This window comes from Helicobacter pylori, assembly GCF_900120335.1.
GTDB classification, from domain to species: Bacteria; Campylobacterota; Campylobacteria; order Campylobacterales; family Helicobacteraceae; genus Helicobacter; species Helicobacter pylori_BU.
In genome coordinates this window covers 1,250,005-1,264,986 of record NZ_LT635477.1, presented here as the reverse complement: position 1 = coordinate 1,264,986, position 14,982 = coordinate 1,250,005, and the positions used below count along the sequence as shown (strand labels likewise).

12 protein-coding genes and 1 pseudogene are annotated in these 14,982 nt (G+C 39.7%); 7 read left to right on the top strand and 6 right to left on the bottom strand.

The genetic code is table 11. The features are described from left to right. Positions 1-114: 114 nt before the first annotated feature. The 7 genes and pseudogenes from trpE to CS889_RS08750 form a co-directional block, all read left to right on the top strand. Positions 115-1,617 carry an anthranilate synthase component I gene (gene trpE / locus CS889_RS06165; RefSeq protein WP_089087153.1) on the top strand — a complete coding sequence of 501 codons (1,503 nt, stop codon included), beginning with the start codon at positions 115-117 and terminating at the stop codon, positions 1,615-1,617. Further along, complete coding sequence (locus CS889_RS06160) at positions 1,614-2,195, top strand: aminodeoxychorismate/anthranilate synthase component II (RefSeq protein WP_089087152.1); 582 nt, start codon at positions 1,614-1,616, stop codon at positions 2,193-2,195. Before trpE ends, CS889_RS06160 begins: the two co-directional genes overlap by 4 nt. Then, a complete protein-coding gene (trpD, locus tag CS889_RS06155) occupies positions 2,195-3,202 on the top strand; it encodes an anthranilate phosphoribosyltransferase (protein ID WP_089087151.1) in 1,008 nt (335 codons plus the stop codon). Before CS889_RS06160 ends, trpD begins: the two co-directional genes overlap by 1 nt. Further along, entirely contained in the window at positions 3,195-4,553 is a 1,359-nt protein-coding gene (trpCF, locus tag CS889_RS06150; protein WP_089087150.1) for a bifunctional indole-3-glycerol-phosphate synthase TrpC/phosphoribosylanthranilate isomerase TrpF, read from the top strand. The genes trpD and trpCF overlap by 8 nt, the downstream gene beginning before the upstream one ends. Before the next feature lies 1 nt (position 4,554). Then, positions 4,555-5,736 (top strand): tryptophan synthase subunit beta, encoded by a 1,182-nt coding sequence (gene trpB / locus CS889_RS06145; RefSeq protein WP_089087149.1) that lies wholly within the window; start codon positions 4,555-4,557, stop codon positions 5,734-5,736. After that, entirely contained in the window at positions 5,733-6,521 is a 789-nt protein-coding gene (trpA, locus tag CS889_RS06140; RefSeq protein ID WP_089087148.1) for a tryptophan synthase subunit alpha, read from the top strand. Before trpB ends, trpA begins: the two co-directional genes overlap by 4 nt. 236 nt (positions 6,522-6,757) lie before the next feature. Further along, positions 6,758-6,841: pseudogene (locus CS889_RS08750) on the top strand (thiamine pyrophosphokinase); the annotation flags it as partial. Positions 6,842-6,890: 49 nt separating this feature from the next. Here the strand turns inward: CS889_RS08750 and CS889_RS06135 are convergent. The 6 genes from CS889_RS06135 to CS889_RS06115 form a co-directional block, all read right to left on the bottom strand. Further along, the gene (locus CS889_RS06135) at positions 6,891-7,577 is read right to left on the bottom strand and encodes a hypothetical protein (protein ID WP_089087147.1); all 687 of its coding nucleotides are present in this window, start codon (positions 7,575-7,577) and stop codon (positions 6,891-6,893) included. Beyond that, positions 7,552-7,704 carry a hypothetical protein gene (locus tag CS889_RS08540; RefSeq protein WP_164501606.1) on the bottom strand — a complete coding sequence of 51 codons (153 nt, stop codon included), beginning with the start codon at positions 7,702-7,704 and terminating at the stop codon, positions 7,552-7,554. The genes CS889_RS06135 and CS889_RS08540 overlap by 26 nt, the downstream gene beginning before the upstream one ends. Positions 7,705-8,200: 496 nt before the next feature. After that, positions 8,201-9,580 carry a phosphomannomutase/phosphoglucomutase gene (locus tag CS889_RS06130; protein ID WP_089087146.1) on the bottom strand — a complete coding sequence of 460 codons (1,380 nt, stop codon included), beginning with the start codon at positions 9,578-9,580 and terminating at the stop codon, positions 8,201-8,203. Beyond that, positions 9,581-11,986, bottom strand: a complete 2,406-nt coding sequence (locus tag CS889_RS06125) for a DUF7494 domain-containing protein (RefSeq protein ID WP_089087145.1) — start codon at positions 11,984-11,986, stop codon at positions 9,581-9,583. Next, the gene (nuoN, locus tag CS889_RS06120) at positions 11,976-13,454 is read right to left on the bottom strand and encodes an NADH-quinone oxidoreductase subunit NuoN (protein WP_089087144.1); all 1,479 of its coding nucleotides are present in this window, start codon (positions 13,452-13,454) and stop codon (positions 11,976-11,978) included. The genes CS889_RS06125 and nuoN overlap by 11 nt, the downstream gene beginning before the upstream one ends. Further along, the gene (locus tag CS889_RS06115) at positions 13,441-14,979 is read right to left on the bottom strand and encodes an NADH-quinone oxidoreductase subunit M (RefSeq protein WP_089087143.1); all 1,539 of its coding nucleotides are present in this window, start codon (positions 14,977-14,979) and stop codon (positions 13,441-13,443) included. The genes nuoN and CS889_RS06115 overlap by 14 nt, the downstream gene beginning before the upstream one ends. Between the last annotated feature and the right edge of the window lie 3 nt (positions 14,980-14,982).

Sequence of the window (14,982 nt, the reverse complement as noted above, 5' to 3'; positions counted from 1 at the left end):
TCAATTTGAATTTAAGCTAGATTAGCTCTCGCACCAACTAGGCTCTAATAAGATCTAGCGCTCATTTATCTATTTCTTGTAAAATACGAATTTATTTTTAGTGTAAAGAAATTGATGATCAGTCTTATAGAAAAAGCCCCTTACATTCCCTACCCCCTAGCTCTTTATGAAAAGTTAGAGCAACGGCACACCTTGCTTTTTGAAAGCGCTGAGATTGAGAGCAAAGTACACACCAAATCCCTTTTAATGGCTAAGGCTTGTTTGAAGCTGGTTTGCAACCACAATATCGTAACCATCACTAGCCTAACGCCTAATGGCGGGGCGTTTTTGCAAAGATTGAGCGCGTTTTTTAAAACGCCTATACAAGACAACGCCCTAACCTTAATTTATACCAAAAATAAAAAAACGCAAGATGAGTTTTTAAAACTCTTTGAACCTAGCCCTTTTGACGCTTTAAGGGGGCTTTTTAAAAGCGTTAAAACAAAACCCAAACACCCTTTTACGCTCTTTAGCGCGGGTGTTTTTTCTTTTGAAATGCTCAATTTTTTTGAAGATTTGCCCCACTTAAAAGCACAAGACAACACCGCGCATGACTTTATTTTTTATGTCGCGCAAAATTTGATCATCATAGACCATAAAGAAAAAAGCGCTGAAATCTTAGGAGCGTGTTTTGATGAACGCTTTAAAACAGAGATAGCTAAAGAATTACAGGATTTAAAAGAGTTGACTAAAAACATCAAAAGCGATTTTATCCCTAAAAAAGCTAAGCAAAGCACAGAAGTTAGCGTTAGTTGTGATGATAGCGAGTTTGAAAAAAAGGTGTTATTCTTACAAGAAGAAATCAAAAAGGGCGAGATTTTTCAAGCGGTGTTGTCGCGCAGTTTTTATATGGAGTGCTTGGAGGGTTTGAGCGCGTATTATCATTTAAAGCTCTCTAATCCTAGCCCCTATATGTTCTATATCGAAGACAGCGATTTTATCCTTTTTGGGGCAAGCCCTGAGAGCGCTTTAAAATACAACGCTTTAACGAATACGGCTGAGATTTATCCCATTGCTGGCACTCGTTTAAGGGGTAAGGACAAACAAGGGAATATTGATGACGATTTAGATAGTAAAATGGAATTTGATTTGCAACACGACTATAAAGAAAGGGCTGAACACATCATGCTAGTGGATTTAGCCAGAAACGACATGGCCAGGGTTTCAAAAAAACGCTATTGCGACAAGCTTTTAAAGGTGGATAAATATTCCAATGTCATGCATTTAGTCTCAAGGGTTGTGGGGGAATTGAAAAAAGGGTGCGATAGTTTGCATGCTTATAGGAGTTTTATGAACGCCGGCACGCTCAGCGGAGCACCTAAAATCTCTGCGATCAAATTGATTTACCAACTAGAAAACCAAAGGAGAGGCTCTTATGGGGGGAGCGTGGGGTATTTAAATAGCGAGGGTTCTATGGATTCTTGCATCACTATCCGTTCATGTTTTGTTAAAAACAATAGAGCGGTGATCCAAGCAGGAGCTGGCATCGTGTTAGACAGCGTGCCGCAAAACGAAGCGAATGAAACAAGAGCCAAAGCGCAAGCCCTTATTGATGCGATCAGGAAAACAAGCTTATGAAAATCTTTTTTATAGATAATTTTGATTCTTTCTCTTATAATTTGGTGTATGAATTAGAGTGTTTGGGTTATGAAGTGGCTGTTTATCAAAACGATATTGATCCGAGTTATCTCATGGGCTTAATGAATGAAGAACCAAAAACCCCTTTATTGTTCATCTCGCCCGGGCCTGGTAACCCTAATAGTTCAGGCAATCTTTTAAAAATCATTGCAATGGCTAAAAAGAAATTCCCCATTTTAGGGGTTTGTTTAGGCTTGCAAGCCTTAGCGCAAAGCTATGGGGCTAAAATCATAAGGAGTAAAGAAATCGTGCATGGCAAAGCGACGACTATCGCGCTCAAAAAGCATGCCGTTTTTAAAGGTTTAGGGGAAAGCATGGTGGTGGGGCGTTACCATTCTTTAATGGCGAGCGGGTTGCCTAAAAATTTAGAAGTGATCGCTGAGCATGACAACATTCCTATGGCCATTATCAATGAAGAAGATAAAATTTTAGCTTACCAATTCCACCCTGAAAGCATCATGACTTTACAAGGGAGGGCGTTGTTAGAGCAAAGCGTGGGGTTTTTAAAAGAATTGTAATGAAAGACATTTTAAACGCCCTTTATCATCAAAAAGACTTGAACGATGAAGAAGTTAAAAAGTTATTCACGCTCATTATCAACGAAAAAGTAAGCCCCGCGCAACTTGGGGCGGTTTTATGTGCTTTAAAAATCAAGGGCGAGAGCTTTAAGGAGATTAGCGTCGCTGCAACCACGCTTTTAGAGCATGCCCCTAAGCCTTTTAACAGCGGCTTGGATTTAATAGACAATTGCGGCACGGGGGGCGATGGGTTAAAAACGATTAATATTAGCACGATTGCTGCGCTCATTGCCAGCTCTATGGGGTTGCCCATGGCTAAACATGGATCAAGGAGCGTGTCCAGTCATAGCGGGAGCGCGGATCTGTTGGAAAATTTGGGCGTGAATATTGAAATGAACCCCACGCAATTAGAGAATTGCTTCAAACAAACGCATTTTGGGTTTTTATTCGCGCCTTTATACCATCAAAGCTTCAGGAAATCCGCCCCTTTAAGAAAAGAGCTTTTCACTAAAACGATTTTCAATTGCTTAGGGCCTTTAATCAACCCTTTAAGGCCAAAAATCCAGCTTTTAGGCGTGTATGACAAATCCTTGTGTAAGACTATGGCGCTAGCGTTGAAGGCTTTAGGCGTTAAAAGGGCGATGGTGGTTAATGGAGGGGGGACAGATGAAATCGTGTTGCATGACATTACGCATGCGTGTGAATTGAAAAATAACGAAATTTTAGAGTATGACTTGAGCGCTAAAGATTTTGATTTGCTCCCCTATGATTTGAAAGAATTACAGATTGAAAACGCCAAAGAAAGCGTTCAAGCGTGTTTAGATATTTTAGAAAATAAAGGCAAAAATTCGCATACAATGGTGGTTGCGGCGAATGTGGCGAGTTTGTTGTATTTAAGCCATAGGGCTAAAGATTTAAAAGAGGGCGTGGGCATGACTTTAGAACATTTAAAAACCAAAGCGCCTTATGCTCATTTACAAAAAATCATAAGGTTAAGCCATGCCTAGCGTGTTAGAAAACATCCTTAAAGACAAACTCCTAGAAGTCTCTATGCTTAAAAAAAATCACACCTTGCCCGCAAACATAACCCCAAGCGATAGGGATTTTAAAAAAGCGTTATTGGAAAAAAGGACAAGCTTTATTTTAGAGTGTAAAAAAGCATCGCCCTCTAAAGGTTTGATCAGAGAAGATTTTGATCTATTAAAAATAACGAAAACTTATGAAAAATTTGCCTCTTGCGTTTCAGTTTTAGCCGATTCTAAACATTTTTTAGGCTCTTATGAAAACATTAAGATCGTTTCGCAGCATTCCACCAAGCCCATTTTGTGTAAAGATTTTATCATTGACGCTTTTCAGATCAAACTCGCTAGGGTTATGGGAGCTAATGCGGTGCTTTTAATGTTAAGCGCGTTAGATGATAAAAATTATTTAGAGCTTTTTAATCTCGCTAAATCCTTAAACATGAGCGTTTTAACTGAAGTTTCCAACCAGCAAGAAATTGAGCGCTTGCTCAAACTCCAATACGACATTATAGGCATCAATAACAGGGATTTACATACCTTAAAAACCGATATTGACCACACGCTGGAATTACGCCCCCTTTTGCCTAAAGACGCGCTCATTATCAGCGAGTCCGGTATTTATTCGCATGCGCAAATCAAAGCCCTAGCCCCTTATGTGAATGGCTTTTTAGTGGGCAGCTCTTTAATGAAAGAAAAGGATTTGAAAAAAGCGTGCGCTAAATTGATTTTAGGCGAAAATAAAGTGTGCGGGCTTACAAGGATTAAAGACGCCAAAGCCGTTTATAAAAACCATTTTATTTATGGGGGTTTGATTTTTGAAAAATCTTCGCCCCGATACATCAAGCCTAAAGAAGCCTTAAAGATCACAAAAGCGGTTAAAAAACTGGATTTTGTAGGCGTGTTTGTGAAAGATAAAATTAAAAAAATCCAAAAAATCGTTAAAAAGCTTGATTTAAAAGCGGTGCAGCTTTATAACTATTCGCCTAAAGAAATCGCTCAATTGAAAAAATCGCTCCCTAAAACTTGCGCGATCTGGCAAGTAGTGAGCGTGGCGGATTCTAAAGATTTAACGCCTAAAACTAAAGAGGCCTCTCTAATCTTATACGACACTAAGGGGGATAAAAAGGGAGGCAATGGCGTGAGTTTTGATTGGGAAATTTTAGAAAATGCCAAAACGCCTTTCATGCTAGCTGGTGGGCTTAATTTGGATAACATTCAAAAAGCCTTGAAAATTAAAGCGTTGGGTTTGGATTTCAATTCAGGTTTAGAAATAAGCCCTGGGATTAAAAATAAGGATAAAATCAAGCAATTAGCCCGAATGTTAAGAGAGTATTAAAATGAATAAAAAAGCGTATTTTGGGGAGTTTGGAGGGAGTTTTGTTTCAGAGTTGTTAGTGCCTGCATTAAGAGAGTTAGAACAGGCGTTTGATGCGTGTTTGAAAGATGAGGAATTTCAAAAAGAATATTTTCATCTTTTAAAGGATTTTGTGGGCCGTCCCAGCCCTTTAACCTTGTGTCAAAATATCGTTTCTAACCCTAAAGTCAAGCTTTATTTAAAACGAGAGGATTTAATCCATGGCGGGGCACACAAGACCAATCAAGCCTTAGGGCAAGCCCTTTTAGCGAAAAAAATGGGTAAAACAAGGATCATCGCTGAAACAGGTGCCGGTCAGCATGGCGTGGCGACGGCTATCGCTTGCGCGTTATTGGGTTTAAAATGCGTGATTTTTATGGGAGAAAAAGACATCAAGCGCCAGGAAATGAATGTTTTTAGAATGCGCTTATTAGGCGCTGAAGTGAGAGAGGTTAATTCAGGGAGCGCGACGCTTAAAGACGCTGTGAATGAAGCCTTAAGAGATTGGGCGAGCAGTTACAAGGACACGCATTATTTGCTAGGCACAGCCGCCGGGCCGCACCCTTACCCCACAATGGTTAAAACCTTTCAAAAAATGATAGGCGATGAGGTTAAAAGCCAGATTTTAGAAAAAGAAAACCGCTTGCCTGATTATGTTATCGCATGCGTTGGAGGGGGGTCTAACGCTATAGGGATATTCAGCGCGTTTTTAAACGATAAAGAAGTGAAACTCATAGGCGTAGAGCCGGCGGGTTTAGGGCTAGAAACCAATAAGCATGGGGCGACTTTGAATAAGGGGCGTGTGGGGATTTTGCATGGGAATAAAACCTATCTTTTACAAGATGATGAAGGCCAGATTACAGAAAGCCATAGCATTAGCGCCGGGCTTGATTATCCAGGAGTGGGGCCAGAACACAGCTATTTAAAAGAGAGTAAGCGTGCGGTTTATGAAAGCGCAAGCGATCTTGAAGCGCTAGAGGCCTTTAGCTTGTTGTGCCAAAAAGAAGGCATTATCCCAGCGCTAGAAAGCTCACACGCTTTAGCGTATGCTTTAAAACTCGCTCAAAAATGCGAAGAAGAAAGCATCATCGTAGTGAATTTAAGCGGTCGGGGGGATAAGGATTTAAGCACCGTTTATAACGCTTTAAAAGGAGGTTTAAAATGAGGTATCAAAACATGTTTGAAACCTTAAAAAAACAAGATAAAATGGCGTTTATCCCGTTTGTAACCTTGGGCGATCCTAATTATGAATGGAGTTTTGAAATCATTAAAACCTTAATTATTAGCGGGGTGAGCGCTTTGGAATTGGGTCTTGCTTTTTCTGATCCTGTAGCGGATGGCACCACCATACAAGCGAGCCATTTAAGAGCGTTAAAACACGCTTCTATGGCTAAAAATTTCCAGCTTTTAAAAAAGATTAGAGGTTACAACCATGATATTCCCATAGGGCTTTTAGCGTATGCGAATTTAATTTTTTCTTATGGCGTTGATGGTTTTTACGCTCAAGCTAAAGAATGCGGCGTGGATAGCGTTTTAATAGCGGACATGCCCCTAATAGAAAAAGAATTGGTCATCAAATCCGCTCAAAAACACCAAATCAAACAAATCTTTATCGCCAGCCCTAATGCGAGCAGTAAGGATTTAGAACAAACCGCTACGCATTCGCAAGGCTATATCTACACTTTAGCCAGGAGTGGGGTTACAGGGGTGAGCCATACTTTAGAAAATGACGCGAGCGCTATTATTAAAACCCTAAAAACCTTTAGCTCTACCCCAGCCTTATTGGGCTTTGGCATTTCCAAAAAAGAACACATCACAAACGCTAAAGAAATGGGCGCTGATGGCGTGATTTGCGGATCAGCGTTAGTCAAAATCATAGAAGAAAATTTAAACAATGAAGACGCCATGCTAGAAAAAATTAAGGGGTTTATAGGAGGAATGATTTCTTAAAGGGCTTTTAGGCTTTGTTGCATCAAAAGACTAAAAATTATCAAGCTTTATTATATGTGCGTTATGGTGTTAGCGTAGAAAATACCGCCATAAGTCTGACAACAAGAGATAGCCTTGCAGTGTGGTTGATAGCGGCTTAAAATCGCAGGTATTTTGATAATAAAAAAGACTGATTTTTATTAGAGGGTTCTAGTTAGGAAGCCCTTTGCTTTAGCAAGGGGCAGTTTCACACATACCAAGTCATAAGCGATTATGGTCTTTTTAGGGTGCTAGAAACCCCTTTTACTTTACCTAGTTTTAAAGGGGAGCAAATCTCGCTTTAGCTCTGCGTCTAAATCGGTGGTGTTGGTGTATCAAAAACTAGCAAGCTTATACAAGATTGCTAAACTCTATAATAATTGCTTTTATTGTCTCAAAAGATTTTTCTTGGTAGAGTAATCTGTATGGAAAATTATAAAGTAGGATATTTCTATCTAGGGGGTATTGTTGTTGGTAGGATTTGAAATAATATGCAATACTCTTTAAATTATCAAGATTATCAGAGCTTTCTTTTTCGTATTCTGGAGTAGGGAGATGATGGATAAAACGATTATGCTTGTCTAAACACCAAGACTGATGCTCGTAAGTATAGATGATAAAATTATGCCAATATTTATCTATAATTGTAGGAATCATTCCTTGATGTTTGGTATTTAGCCAACGCTCAAATTCTTGGTGTAGAATGAGAGAGTTATCCTCTAGCATCTCTATATCTTGCTTATGCAAATTATCTTTTTGCAATTCTTTTAAGGTTCTTTGAGCTATTTTTTCAATTCTATAAGTTTTTTCCCATTTATCACCCACTTTTTTTAAGAAAAATGGTGAAGAATGAGCTAGATTTTCTATCTCGCTAGCATGTTTTTTTAACATTGTGCGGTCTTTAATCACTTCTTCTAGTCTAAAGGGACTAGAAGTTCTATAATTATGAACTTGGTAGTTTAATTTTTTTAAAAAACCAAGAAACTCAGCATTCGTGGTTTGCAAAACCTTACTAACCTTTCTCGCATTCTGGTGCATCTATTTTACATGTGTCATTATCGCATGTTGGATAAAAACTTTTGCAACCGCTTGCTTCAAGAATCAATTTAACTTGATGTTTATTTTCAATGTTCTCAACTGCTTGTTTAAAATCTTCTTGTGTCATTTGAAATTTCTCCGTATGTTATGGTTTAGTATCTATTCTCTTTCGCTATTTTTAGTAAGTTGGTTAATGCCATCCACTAATGTTCGAATCGCGCTTTCTGTTTCTGTTTTACACTGAAACATAATTGTTTTTGTTTCGTAGGTATTGACAATCTCTCCATCACGACTATGACGACTTGCCCATTTGGTTTCGTTGTGCTTGAAAAACCCAAGAGTTCAAGAAGTTTTCTAAGAACTTCAATGCCATTGCATTTAATGGTGTTACTTTTTTTATCACCCATGCTAACTTCCTTTTTTTTTTTTTTTGGTTTTGCTAATCTAACCTAGATAACATGCGGTAGTATAGTCAACTTCAACTTCAACTTCAACTTAGCTTAAATAGTGCAAAAAAAATTTGAGATCTTATGATTTTATGTGTGGTTTTAAAGCAACTTATTTAATTGATCCAATATTTTTAAGAGCAAGGGATATGAAATGAGATTATCCCAAGCTCTATTTTAAAGTTTTTCTAATAACCCAAGCAACGCCCTTTTATATTCCAACGCCGTTGTTTCATCCTTGCCTTCAAAGCGGCTGACTAAATAGGGGGTGGTGTTGCTTGCGCGAATAAGCCCAAAGCCATGTTCAAAAACCACTCTCACGCCATCAATGCTGATGATTTCTTTGATTGTAGGGAAATGGCTTGGCGGGTTTTTAAGCGCTTCTTGTAAGTTATGAATGATTTCAAATTTTTCTTCTTCGCTCACGGCGATTTTTTCTTCAGGCGTGGTGTAGGAATAGGGGAGGTTTTTAATGGTGTTTTCCAAATCGCTTGGGGTTTGTTCAAGCAATAATTCTAAAGCCCTTAAGCATGCATAAAGAGCGTCATCATAGCCAAAATAGCGTTCTTTAAAAAAGATATGCCCGCTCATTTCAGCCGCAAAATGCGCGTTGATTTCTTTGAGCTTGATTTTTAAATTGCTATGCCCGGTTTTATACATGAGCGTCTTACCAAAAGTATTGATTGCGTTATACATCACTTGAGAACATTTGACTTCGCCTATCACAAAGGGGGTGATGCCTTGAGCATGCAAGCGTTTAGCGAATAAAATCGCTAATTCATCGCCCGCATAAATATGATGAGAGCTTAGCATCGCAATCCTATCCGCATCGCCATCAAAAGCAAAGCCTATTAAAATAGCGTTTTCTCGCATGTGTTTTTCTAAATCTTTTAAGTTTTTCGCTTCGCTAGGATCTGGGTGGTGGTTAGGGAAATTCCCATCAGGGTCGCTATAAAGGCTGCTAAAATCAATGTTTAAAGCCTTTAAAATCGGCTCTAACCCTAACGCTCCCACGCCATTACCAAAATCTAAGGCGATTTTGTATTTAAGATTTTTTAAATGCTGAAAATCCTTGATCAAATAGCGCTGATACGCTTCTAGGGCATTGACTTTCTCTGGTGTTTCTTTTAGGGGTTTTATTTCATGCTTTGCGTTTAAAAGCGTGTCTTTTAAAGCCTGAATGTCCTTGCCATAAAACGGGTTTTGGTTGAGCGTGATTTTAAAGCCGTTGTATTCTTTGGGGTTGTGAGAGCCAGTGATCATGATGGAATTAGGGCATTGAATGCCATTGATTTCATTAAAGGCCACAAAATACGCTACCGGTGTGGGGATTAGCCCTAAATCATACACTTTTAAGCCGCTTGATTGCAACCCCGCGCTCAAAGCTTCAAATAAAAAGCGCCCATGCACCCTTGCGTCATGCCCTACAAACACGCTTTTATCGTATTCTCGCATGATTTTCCCCAACTCCACGCCGATACTAAAAGCCGTATTTTCATCTAAAGTGGTGGGGTAAATGCCTCTAATATCGTATTCTCTAAAAATGCTAATGTCCATTCATGACTCCTTGTTTTTGAATAAATTTAAACCCTGTTCGCATAAATTCTGCCATGCGTTTGTTCGATCTTTTTGTTTTAACTGAACGCATTTTTCTAAACTGGCTTTGGATTTTGCTTTTTGATTGGTTAAATCCAATAAGCTGGATTGCAAGTATAAGGCTTTTTGGTGATCTTCTAAAGAAAGCCTGCGGTTTAAGAGTTTGTCTAGCGTTTCTAACGCTTTTGAATAGTCTTTGGTGGTTCTGTAAGCGTCAATAAGGGCAAATTCACTAAAGGGCGTGTAAGAATAGTCCTTGTAAGTGTCTTGGAGTTTGAGCAAGCTTGTGGCATAAATTTTGACGCTTTTAGGGTCTTTTTCATTCTCTAGCAATTTAAAATAAACTAACGCCATGCGTTTATCGTCTTTGAAATGCTTTTCTAAAAACGCATGCAAATTGAGGGCCAATTCTTTTTCATTACTTTGCATGTAATCTGAAAATAACACAAAAGCAATATCATAAAACTCTTTTTTATTTAAGTTTTGAGCGAGGATTAAGGCGTCTTTAGAAGCCAGAGTGGAATTTTTAAAATCCCCTAAGCGGTAGTAATTGCGCCCCAAACGATAAAGCCATGTTAATTTCTCGCTAGGGGTTTTAGCCGCTTTTAAAGCGTTTAGGGCAATAATTTGCGCTTTTTCTTTAAGCGATGCGAAATACAAGCAATCAAAGGCTTGGATTTCTTCTTTGGGGGTAAATTCAAAGGCGGTGATTTGGGATAAGTATTTTAAAGCTTCTTCGCAACGATGATCCTCTAATGGGGTTTTAGCAAGGACATTGAGCGTTTTTTGGATTAAAGGAGAATCTTTAGGCAAATTTTTTTGCATGCCTAACACTTCAGCATAGCGCTTATTGTCAAACAAGAGTTGGGCTTTCAACTCTAAAGCCTTTTGGGCTTCATTAGAATTAGGGAAATTTTGAATGATTTTATCGTAGTGGGCGATTTTTTCTTGCGTGTTCCCTTCCATTGAAAAAAGGGCTTTTTCATCGCGCGCTCTAACGACAGAAGCCCGCTCCAATTCCGCATGGTCTTGCAAATATCGCAAATTATAAAGGTGGGCGTTTTTAAAGTCCTTGATCCTTGCATACAACGCCCCTAAATCATAGAGTGCTTGCTCTTTAGCTTTCACATCATCATCTTGATTGAGGAGCAATTGAGCGATTTCAATCGCGCTTTCATTCATCTGGTTTTTTTTCAATAACTTGAGCAAGTCTAGGGCTGATTCGCTATGCATAGAAAGATAATCAGGGTTGGATTGAACCACCTTATCAATGAGGTATTTAGCGTTATTAAAGTTTTGATAGTTTATCTCTGCTTCAGCCCAATTAAGCGCGATTTCACTCGCGCTCTCTTTGTCTTTGGCGTTGGAAAAAGCTTCTTTAAAAAGCATGCTAGCGCTGCTCAAATCAGAAGCTTCAGCCGCTTCAATGGCTAAACGCATCTGGGCTAAGGGAGCGTAGCGGGAGTTTTTGTATTCTAAAAGAATGCGTTTGTAATAGCGCATGGCCTGTTTGTAATTGTTGTTTTCATCTAAAGCTTTGGCGACATAGTATAACGCTTCAGGGATATTGGGGTCAGTCGGGTAATTTTTAATCCATTGGGTGCCAATATCTATGAGTAAGGATTTTTTAATGCCTAATTTACCTAATGCGATAATTTCCAATAAATACAAGTCTTTTTTAAAAATCGTTTGAGGGTAATTTTTAAACGCACGGCTGATCGTGCGTAAGGCGTCAAAATAGGCTTGCGAATCCATTTGTTTTTTAGCCTCTAAATAGGCGTTTAAATCATAGCCCTTTGTGGTGAGTAGGGGTTTGTTATTCACATCCAGCTCTTGAATGATAGGGGTTTGAGCGTCTTTAATGGTAATGGGGAAATTCAAGCCTTTTTGAGCGTTGTCTTTTTCGCTCAAAAAAGGGATTTTTTGATCATAGCCTATGATTTGCCACATCTTGGCTTTAGCGTCGTTTTCCACAAAAAGGGGAATCGCTTTTTTATAATCCCTATCAAAAGAAAAAAGGGTGAGTCTTCGCATCACTTTGGGTTTGATGTGTAAAATGAATTGTTGCTGGCGCATAGAATAGGTGATATTGAAAAAAGCGTTTTCTAAAGGGGTAAAGCCCTCTTTAGGAATAGAATCTATCACGCATTCTATGGGGCGTTTAGCGTGTATAATAGATAAAGACGCTTCAATCCCGCTCGGCGGTTTTTCATTAATGTAAGAGCAAGAAAACGCCTTATCGTTTCGTAAGGTTAAAACCGAAAAATCTTCCCCCCCTTCTTTGCCTTGCGTGAGCGTGAGGCTTAAAGCGTTGAGTGAATGGGAGAGTAAGCCCATTAAAAGAAAGATTTTTGACTTAGGCCACAAACTCTAAAAGCCCTCGCATCATAAACACAGAGAACAAGCACGCTAACGCCATGGCAATAACGACCGCATAAATGGGCATGGTAGCGTTTTGGGTGTAAATATCGTTTTGAGCGTAGCTTTGGGTTTGTAAGGGCTTATTGAAAAACATCGCCACGAGCCAACGGAAATAATAAAACGCAGCCACTGCGCTATTAACTAACATCACCACCGCTAAAAGAATGTGATTGCTCTCTAACGCGCTTTCAACGGCTAAAAATTTCCCCCAAAACACGCTAAAAGGCGGGATCCCTGCAAGCCCAAAAACAAAAATAGCGCCCAAGATCGCCACTAAGGGGTGGGTTTTGATAAGGCCGTTGAATTTAGAATAGGGGTGATCGTAGCGTTCATCCCATGTTTTTTCCCGGCTTTTTAAGAGCCATAAAAGGCCAAAAGCCCCAATGTAAGTGAATGCGAACATGAACCAATAAACAAACATCGCTTGTTGGCTATCTTCAGTGTGGATAAACACGCACGCTAAAGCGAACCCAGAATGCGAAATAGAACTATAAGCGAGCATCCTTTTGACATCTTCTTGCCATAAAGCAATGAAATTAGGAATGGTGATGGTCATAAGAATCAAAACATAAAAAATGTCTTCTACCCAAGCGGTATGAGTGTCTATAAACGCCCCAAAAAGGCGAGTCGCTACCACAAAGCCAGCGATTTTAGGCACAATGGAAATATAGCTCGCAAAGACTGGGTTATTGCCCTCATACACATCAGGCATCCAGGTATGGAAAGGCACTAAAGAAACCTTAAAGCCAATCGCTCCAATCAAAAAAATAGCGCCCATCGCAAAGAGCATGGGGTTTGTGATGCCCTCAGTGTGTAAGTATAGGGTAATGACTTCAAGATTCAAGCTCCCTGTAAGCAAGTAAAAAGCCATCGCGCCCATAGCAAAAAACGCGCTCGCCATCGCCCCCATGGTGAAATACTTGATCCCTGCTTCTAAGCCGTAGCGTTTATCGCTCAACGCCATTAACACACAAAGGGGCAAGGACGCCGTTTCTAACCCAATAAGGATTAGCAACAAATGGTTGCTTGAAACCATGAACTGAAAGCCGGCGACAATAAACAAGTATAGGGAATAAAATTCAGCGGTCTGAAATTCGTTGAAGCGTTCTTTTGAAAGGGCTAAGAAAATGAGAAAAAAAGCTGAAATTAAGACAATGCTTTGAGAGATGAGCGAGAGAGTATCTAGGCTTAAAAACCCAAAAAAAGCGTTTTCCTGCTCTTCTAACCCTAAAACCACCAAAAAATCCAAAACCAAAAAGAGCATGCATAAAAACACATTCAAATTGCGCGAAAACCTGGAAGTGAAAGCGTTGATTAAGAGCGTGAAAATCCCCCCACACACCAACACCAGCATGGGTAAAATGCTCTCAAAATTAAAGCTATCAAAAGAGATGTGGAGACTATCTATTAACATAAGAGACCTCTTTTATCTTAGTGTCCAATGAACCTAAAAAAGGGAGCGAGCGGATTTCTATCACCTCTAAAAGCTGCTTAGAGCCTTGCTCAATCGGTTTTAAAAGGATTTTAGGATAAATCCCTAAAATCAAAATCAAAGCTAAAATCACGCTTAAAACCCCTACCTCACGAGCGTTTAAATCTTCAAACACGCTGATTTGGTTGTTCCCGGTTTTTAAGTTGCCAAAGAACACGTTTTTATATGAAGTGAGCATGTAAACCGCTGATAGAATGATGCTTGTCCCGGCAATGATAGCCAAAAGAGGGTAAGTGGCAAAAAACCCCAACAAGCTCAAAAACTCTCCTACAAAACCAATGCTTAAAGGCATGCCCACGTTCGCCATTAAAACGATCATAAAAAAGGCGGCAAAAACAGGAGCGCTTTTAGCGATCGATCCAAAGCGAGCGATTTCTAAACTGCTGGTGCGTTCTTCTAAGATGCCAGCGAGCAAGAATAGCCCCATGACGATAATACCATGCGCAAACATCATAAACACCGCCCCTGAAATCCCCTCAACATTGAAAGAAAAAACCCCAAGCACCACGACTCCCATGTGCGAGAACGAGCTATAAGCGATGAGGGTTTTTAAATCTTTTTGGGTGTAAGCTAAAAAGCCTCCATAAATGATCATGCACAGCGCCACAATGGCTATGGGGGTTAAATAAATCTCTGAAAGCTCAGGAAAAAGCGGGATCAAGAAGCGCAATAAGGCGTAAGTCCCCATTTTAGAAAGCAAGGCTGAAAGCATGACAGAGCCTAAAGTGGGGGCGTTAGAATACGCATAAGGCAGCCATGTGTGTAAGGGAAAGAGCGGGATTTTAACCGCAATCCCTATTAAGAAAGCCACAAAGAGCCAGGTTTTAATCCCGCTAGAAAAATTCAACTGATACCAGTCTAAAATATCAAAACTCATCATGCCGTAATTATTCGCATAGTCATACCCGATGTATAAAATGCCTAAAAGCATGCATAACGACGCTAAAAAGGTGTAGAGGAAAAACTTCATGCCAGAATAGATTTTGTTATTACGGCCAAAACGACCGATGAGGTATAAGACCGGCAAGAGCGAGATTTCCCAAAAAGCGTAGAAAAAGATCACATTAAGAGAAGAAAACACGCCCATCAAAATCCCCTCTAGCAATAAAAGACAAATCGCAAAGTCTTTACGACGCTCTTTGACATAAATCACGGACAATAACACCACAATAGCGTTTAAAAGCAACAAAAAGAGCGCGATGCCATCAACGCCCACATGGTAATTCACGCCAATTTGATAAGCTAATTCTTTCGTTTCTTCAAACTGCATGCCTGCGGTTTGAACATCAAACCCATGCCATAACAACAAGACCAATAACAATTCAATCAAGGCGATGACGATCGCATACGCCCTACTCGCTTGATCGCTCATAAAGAACGCTAATAGCGCGCTCAGCATGGGGAAAAAGATCACCACACTTAAAAGATGCGCATGTAAAAACTGCATTTC

What these genes read in the sequence shown, in the direction of transcription:
- trpE (WP_089087153.1), top strand. Translation starts at nt 115, where the DNA reads ATGATCAGTCTTATAGAAAAAGCCCCTTACATTCCCTACCCCCTAGCT.
- CS889_RS06160 (WP_089087152.1), top strand. Translation starts at nt 1,614, where the DNA reads ATGAAAATCTTTTTTATAGATAATTTTGATTCTTTCTCTTATAATTTG.
- trpD (WP_089087151.1), top strand. Translation starts at nt 2,195, where the DNA reads ATGAAAGACATTTTAAACGCCCTTTATCATCAAAAAGACTTGAACGAT.
- trpCF (WP_089087150.1), top strand. Translation starts at nt 3,195, where the DNA reads ATGCCTAGCGTGTTAGAAAACATCCTTAAAGACAAACTCCTAGAAGTC.
- trpB (WP_089087149.1), top strand. Translation starts at nt 4,555, where the DNA reads ATGAATAAAAAAGCGTATTTTGGGGAGTTTGGAGGGAGTTTTGTTTCA.
- trpA (WP_089087148.1), top strand. Translation starts at nt 5,733, where the DNA reads ATGAGGTATCAAAACATGTTTGAAACCTTAAAAAAACAAGATAAAATG.
- CS889_RS06135 (WP_089087147.1), bottom strand. Translation starts at nt 7,577, where the DNA reads ATGCACCAGAATGCGAGAAAGGTTAGTAAGGTTTTGCAAACCACGAAT.
- CS889_RS08540 (WP_164501606.1), bottom strand. Translation starts at nt 7,704, where the DNA reads ATGACACAAGAAGATTTTAAACAAGCAGTTGAGAACATTGAAAATAAA.
- CS889_RS06130 (WP_089087146.1), bottom strand. Translation starts at nt 9,580, where the DNA reads ATGGACATTAGCATTTTTAGAGAATACGATATTAGAGGCATTTACCCC.
- nuoN (WP_089087144.1), bottom strand. Translation starts at nt 13,454, where the DNA reads ATGTTAATAGATAGTCTCCACATCTCTTTTGATAGCTTTAATTTTGAG.
- CS889_RS06115 (WP_089087143.1), bottom strand. Translation starts at nt 14,979, where the DNA reads ATGCAGTTTTTACATGCGCATCTTTTAAGTGTGGTGATCTTTTTCCCC.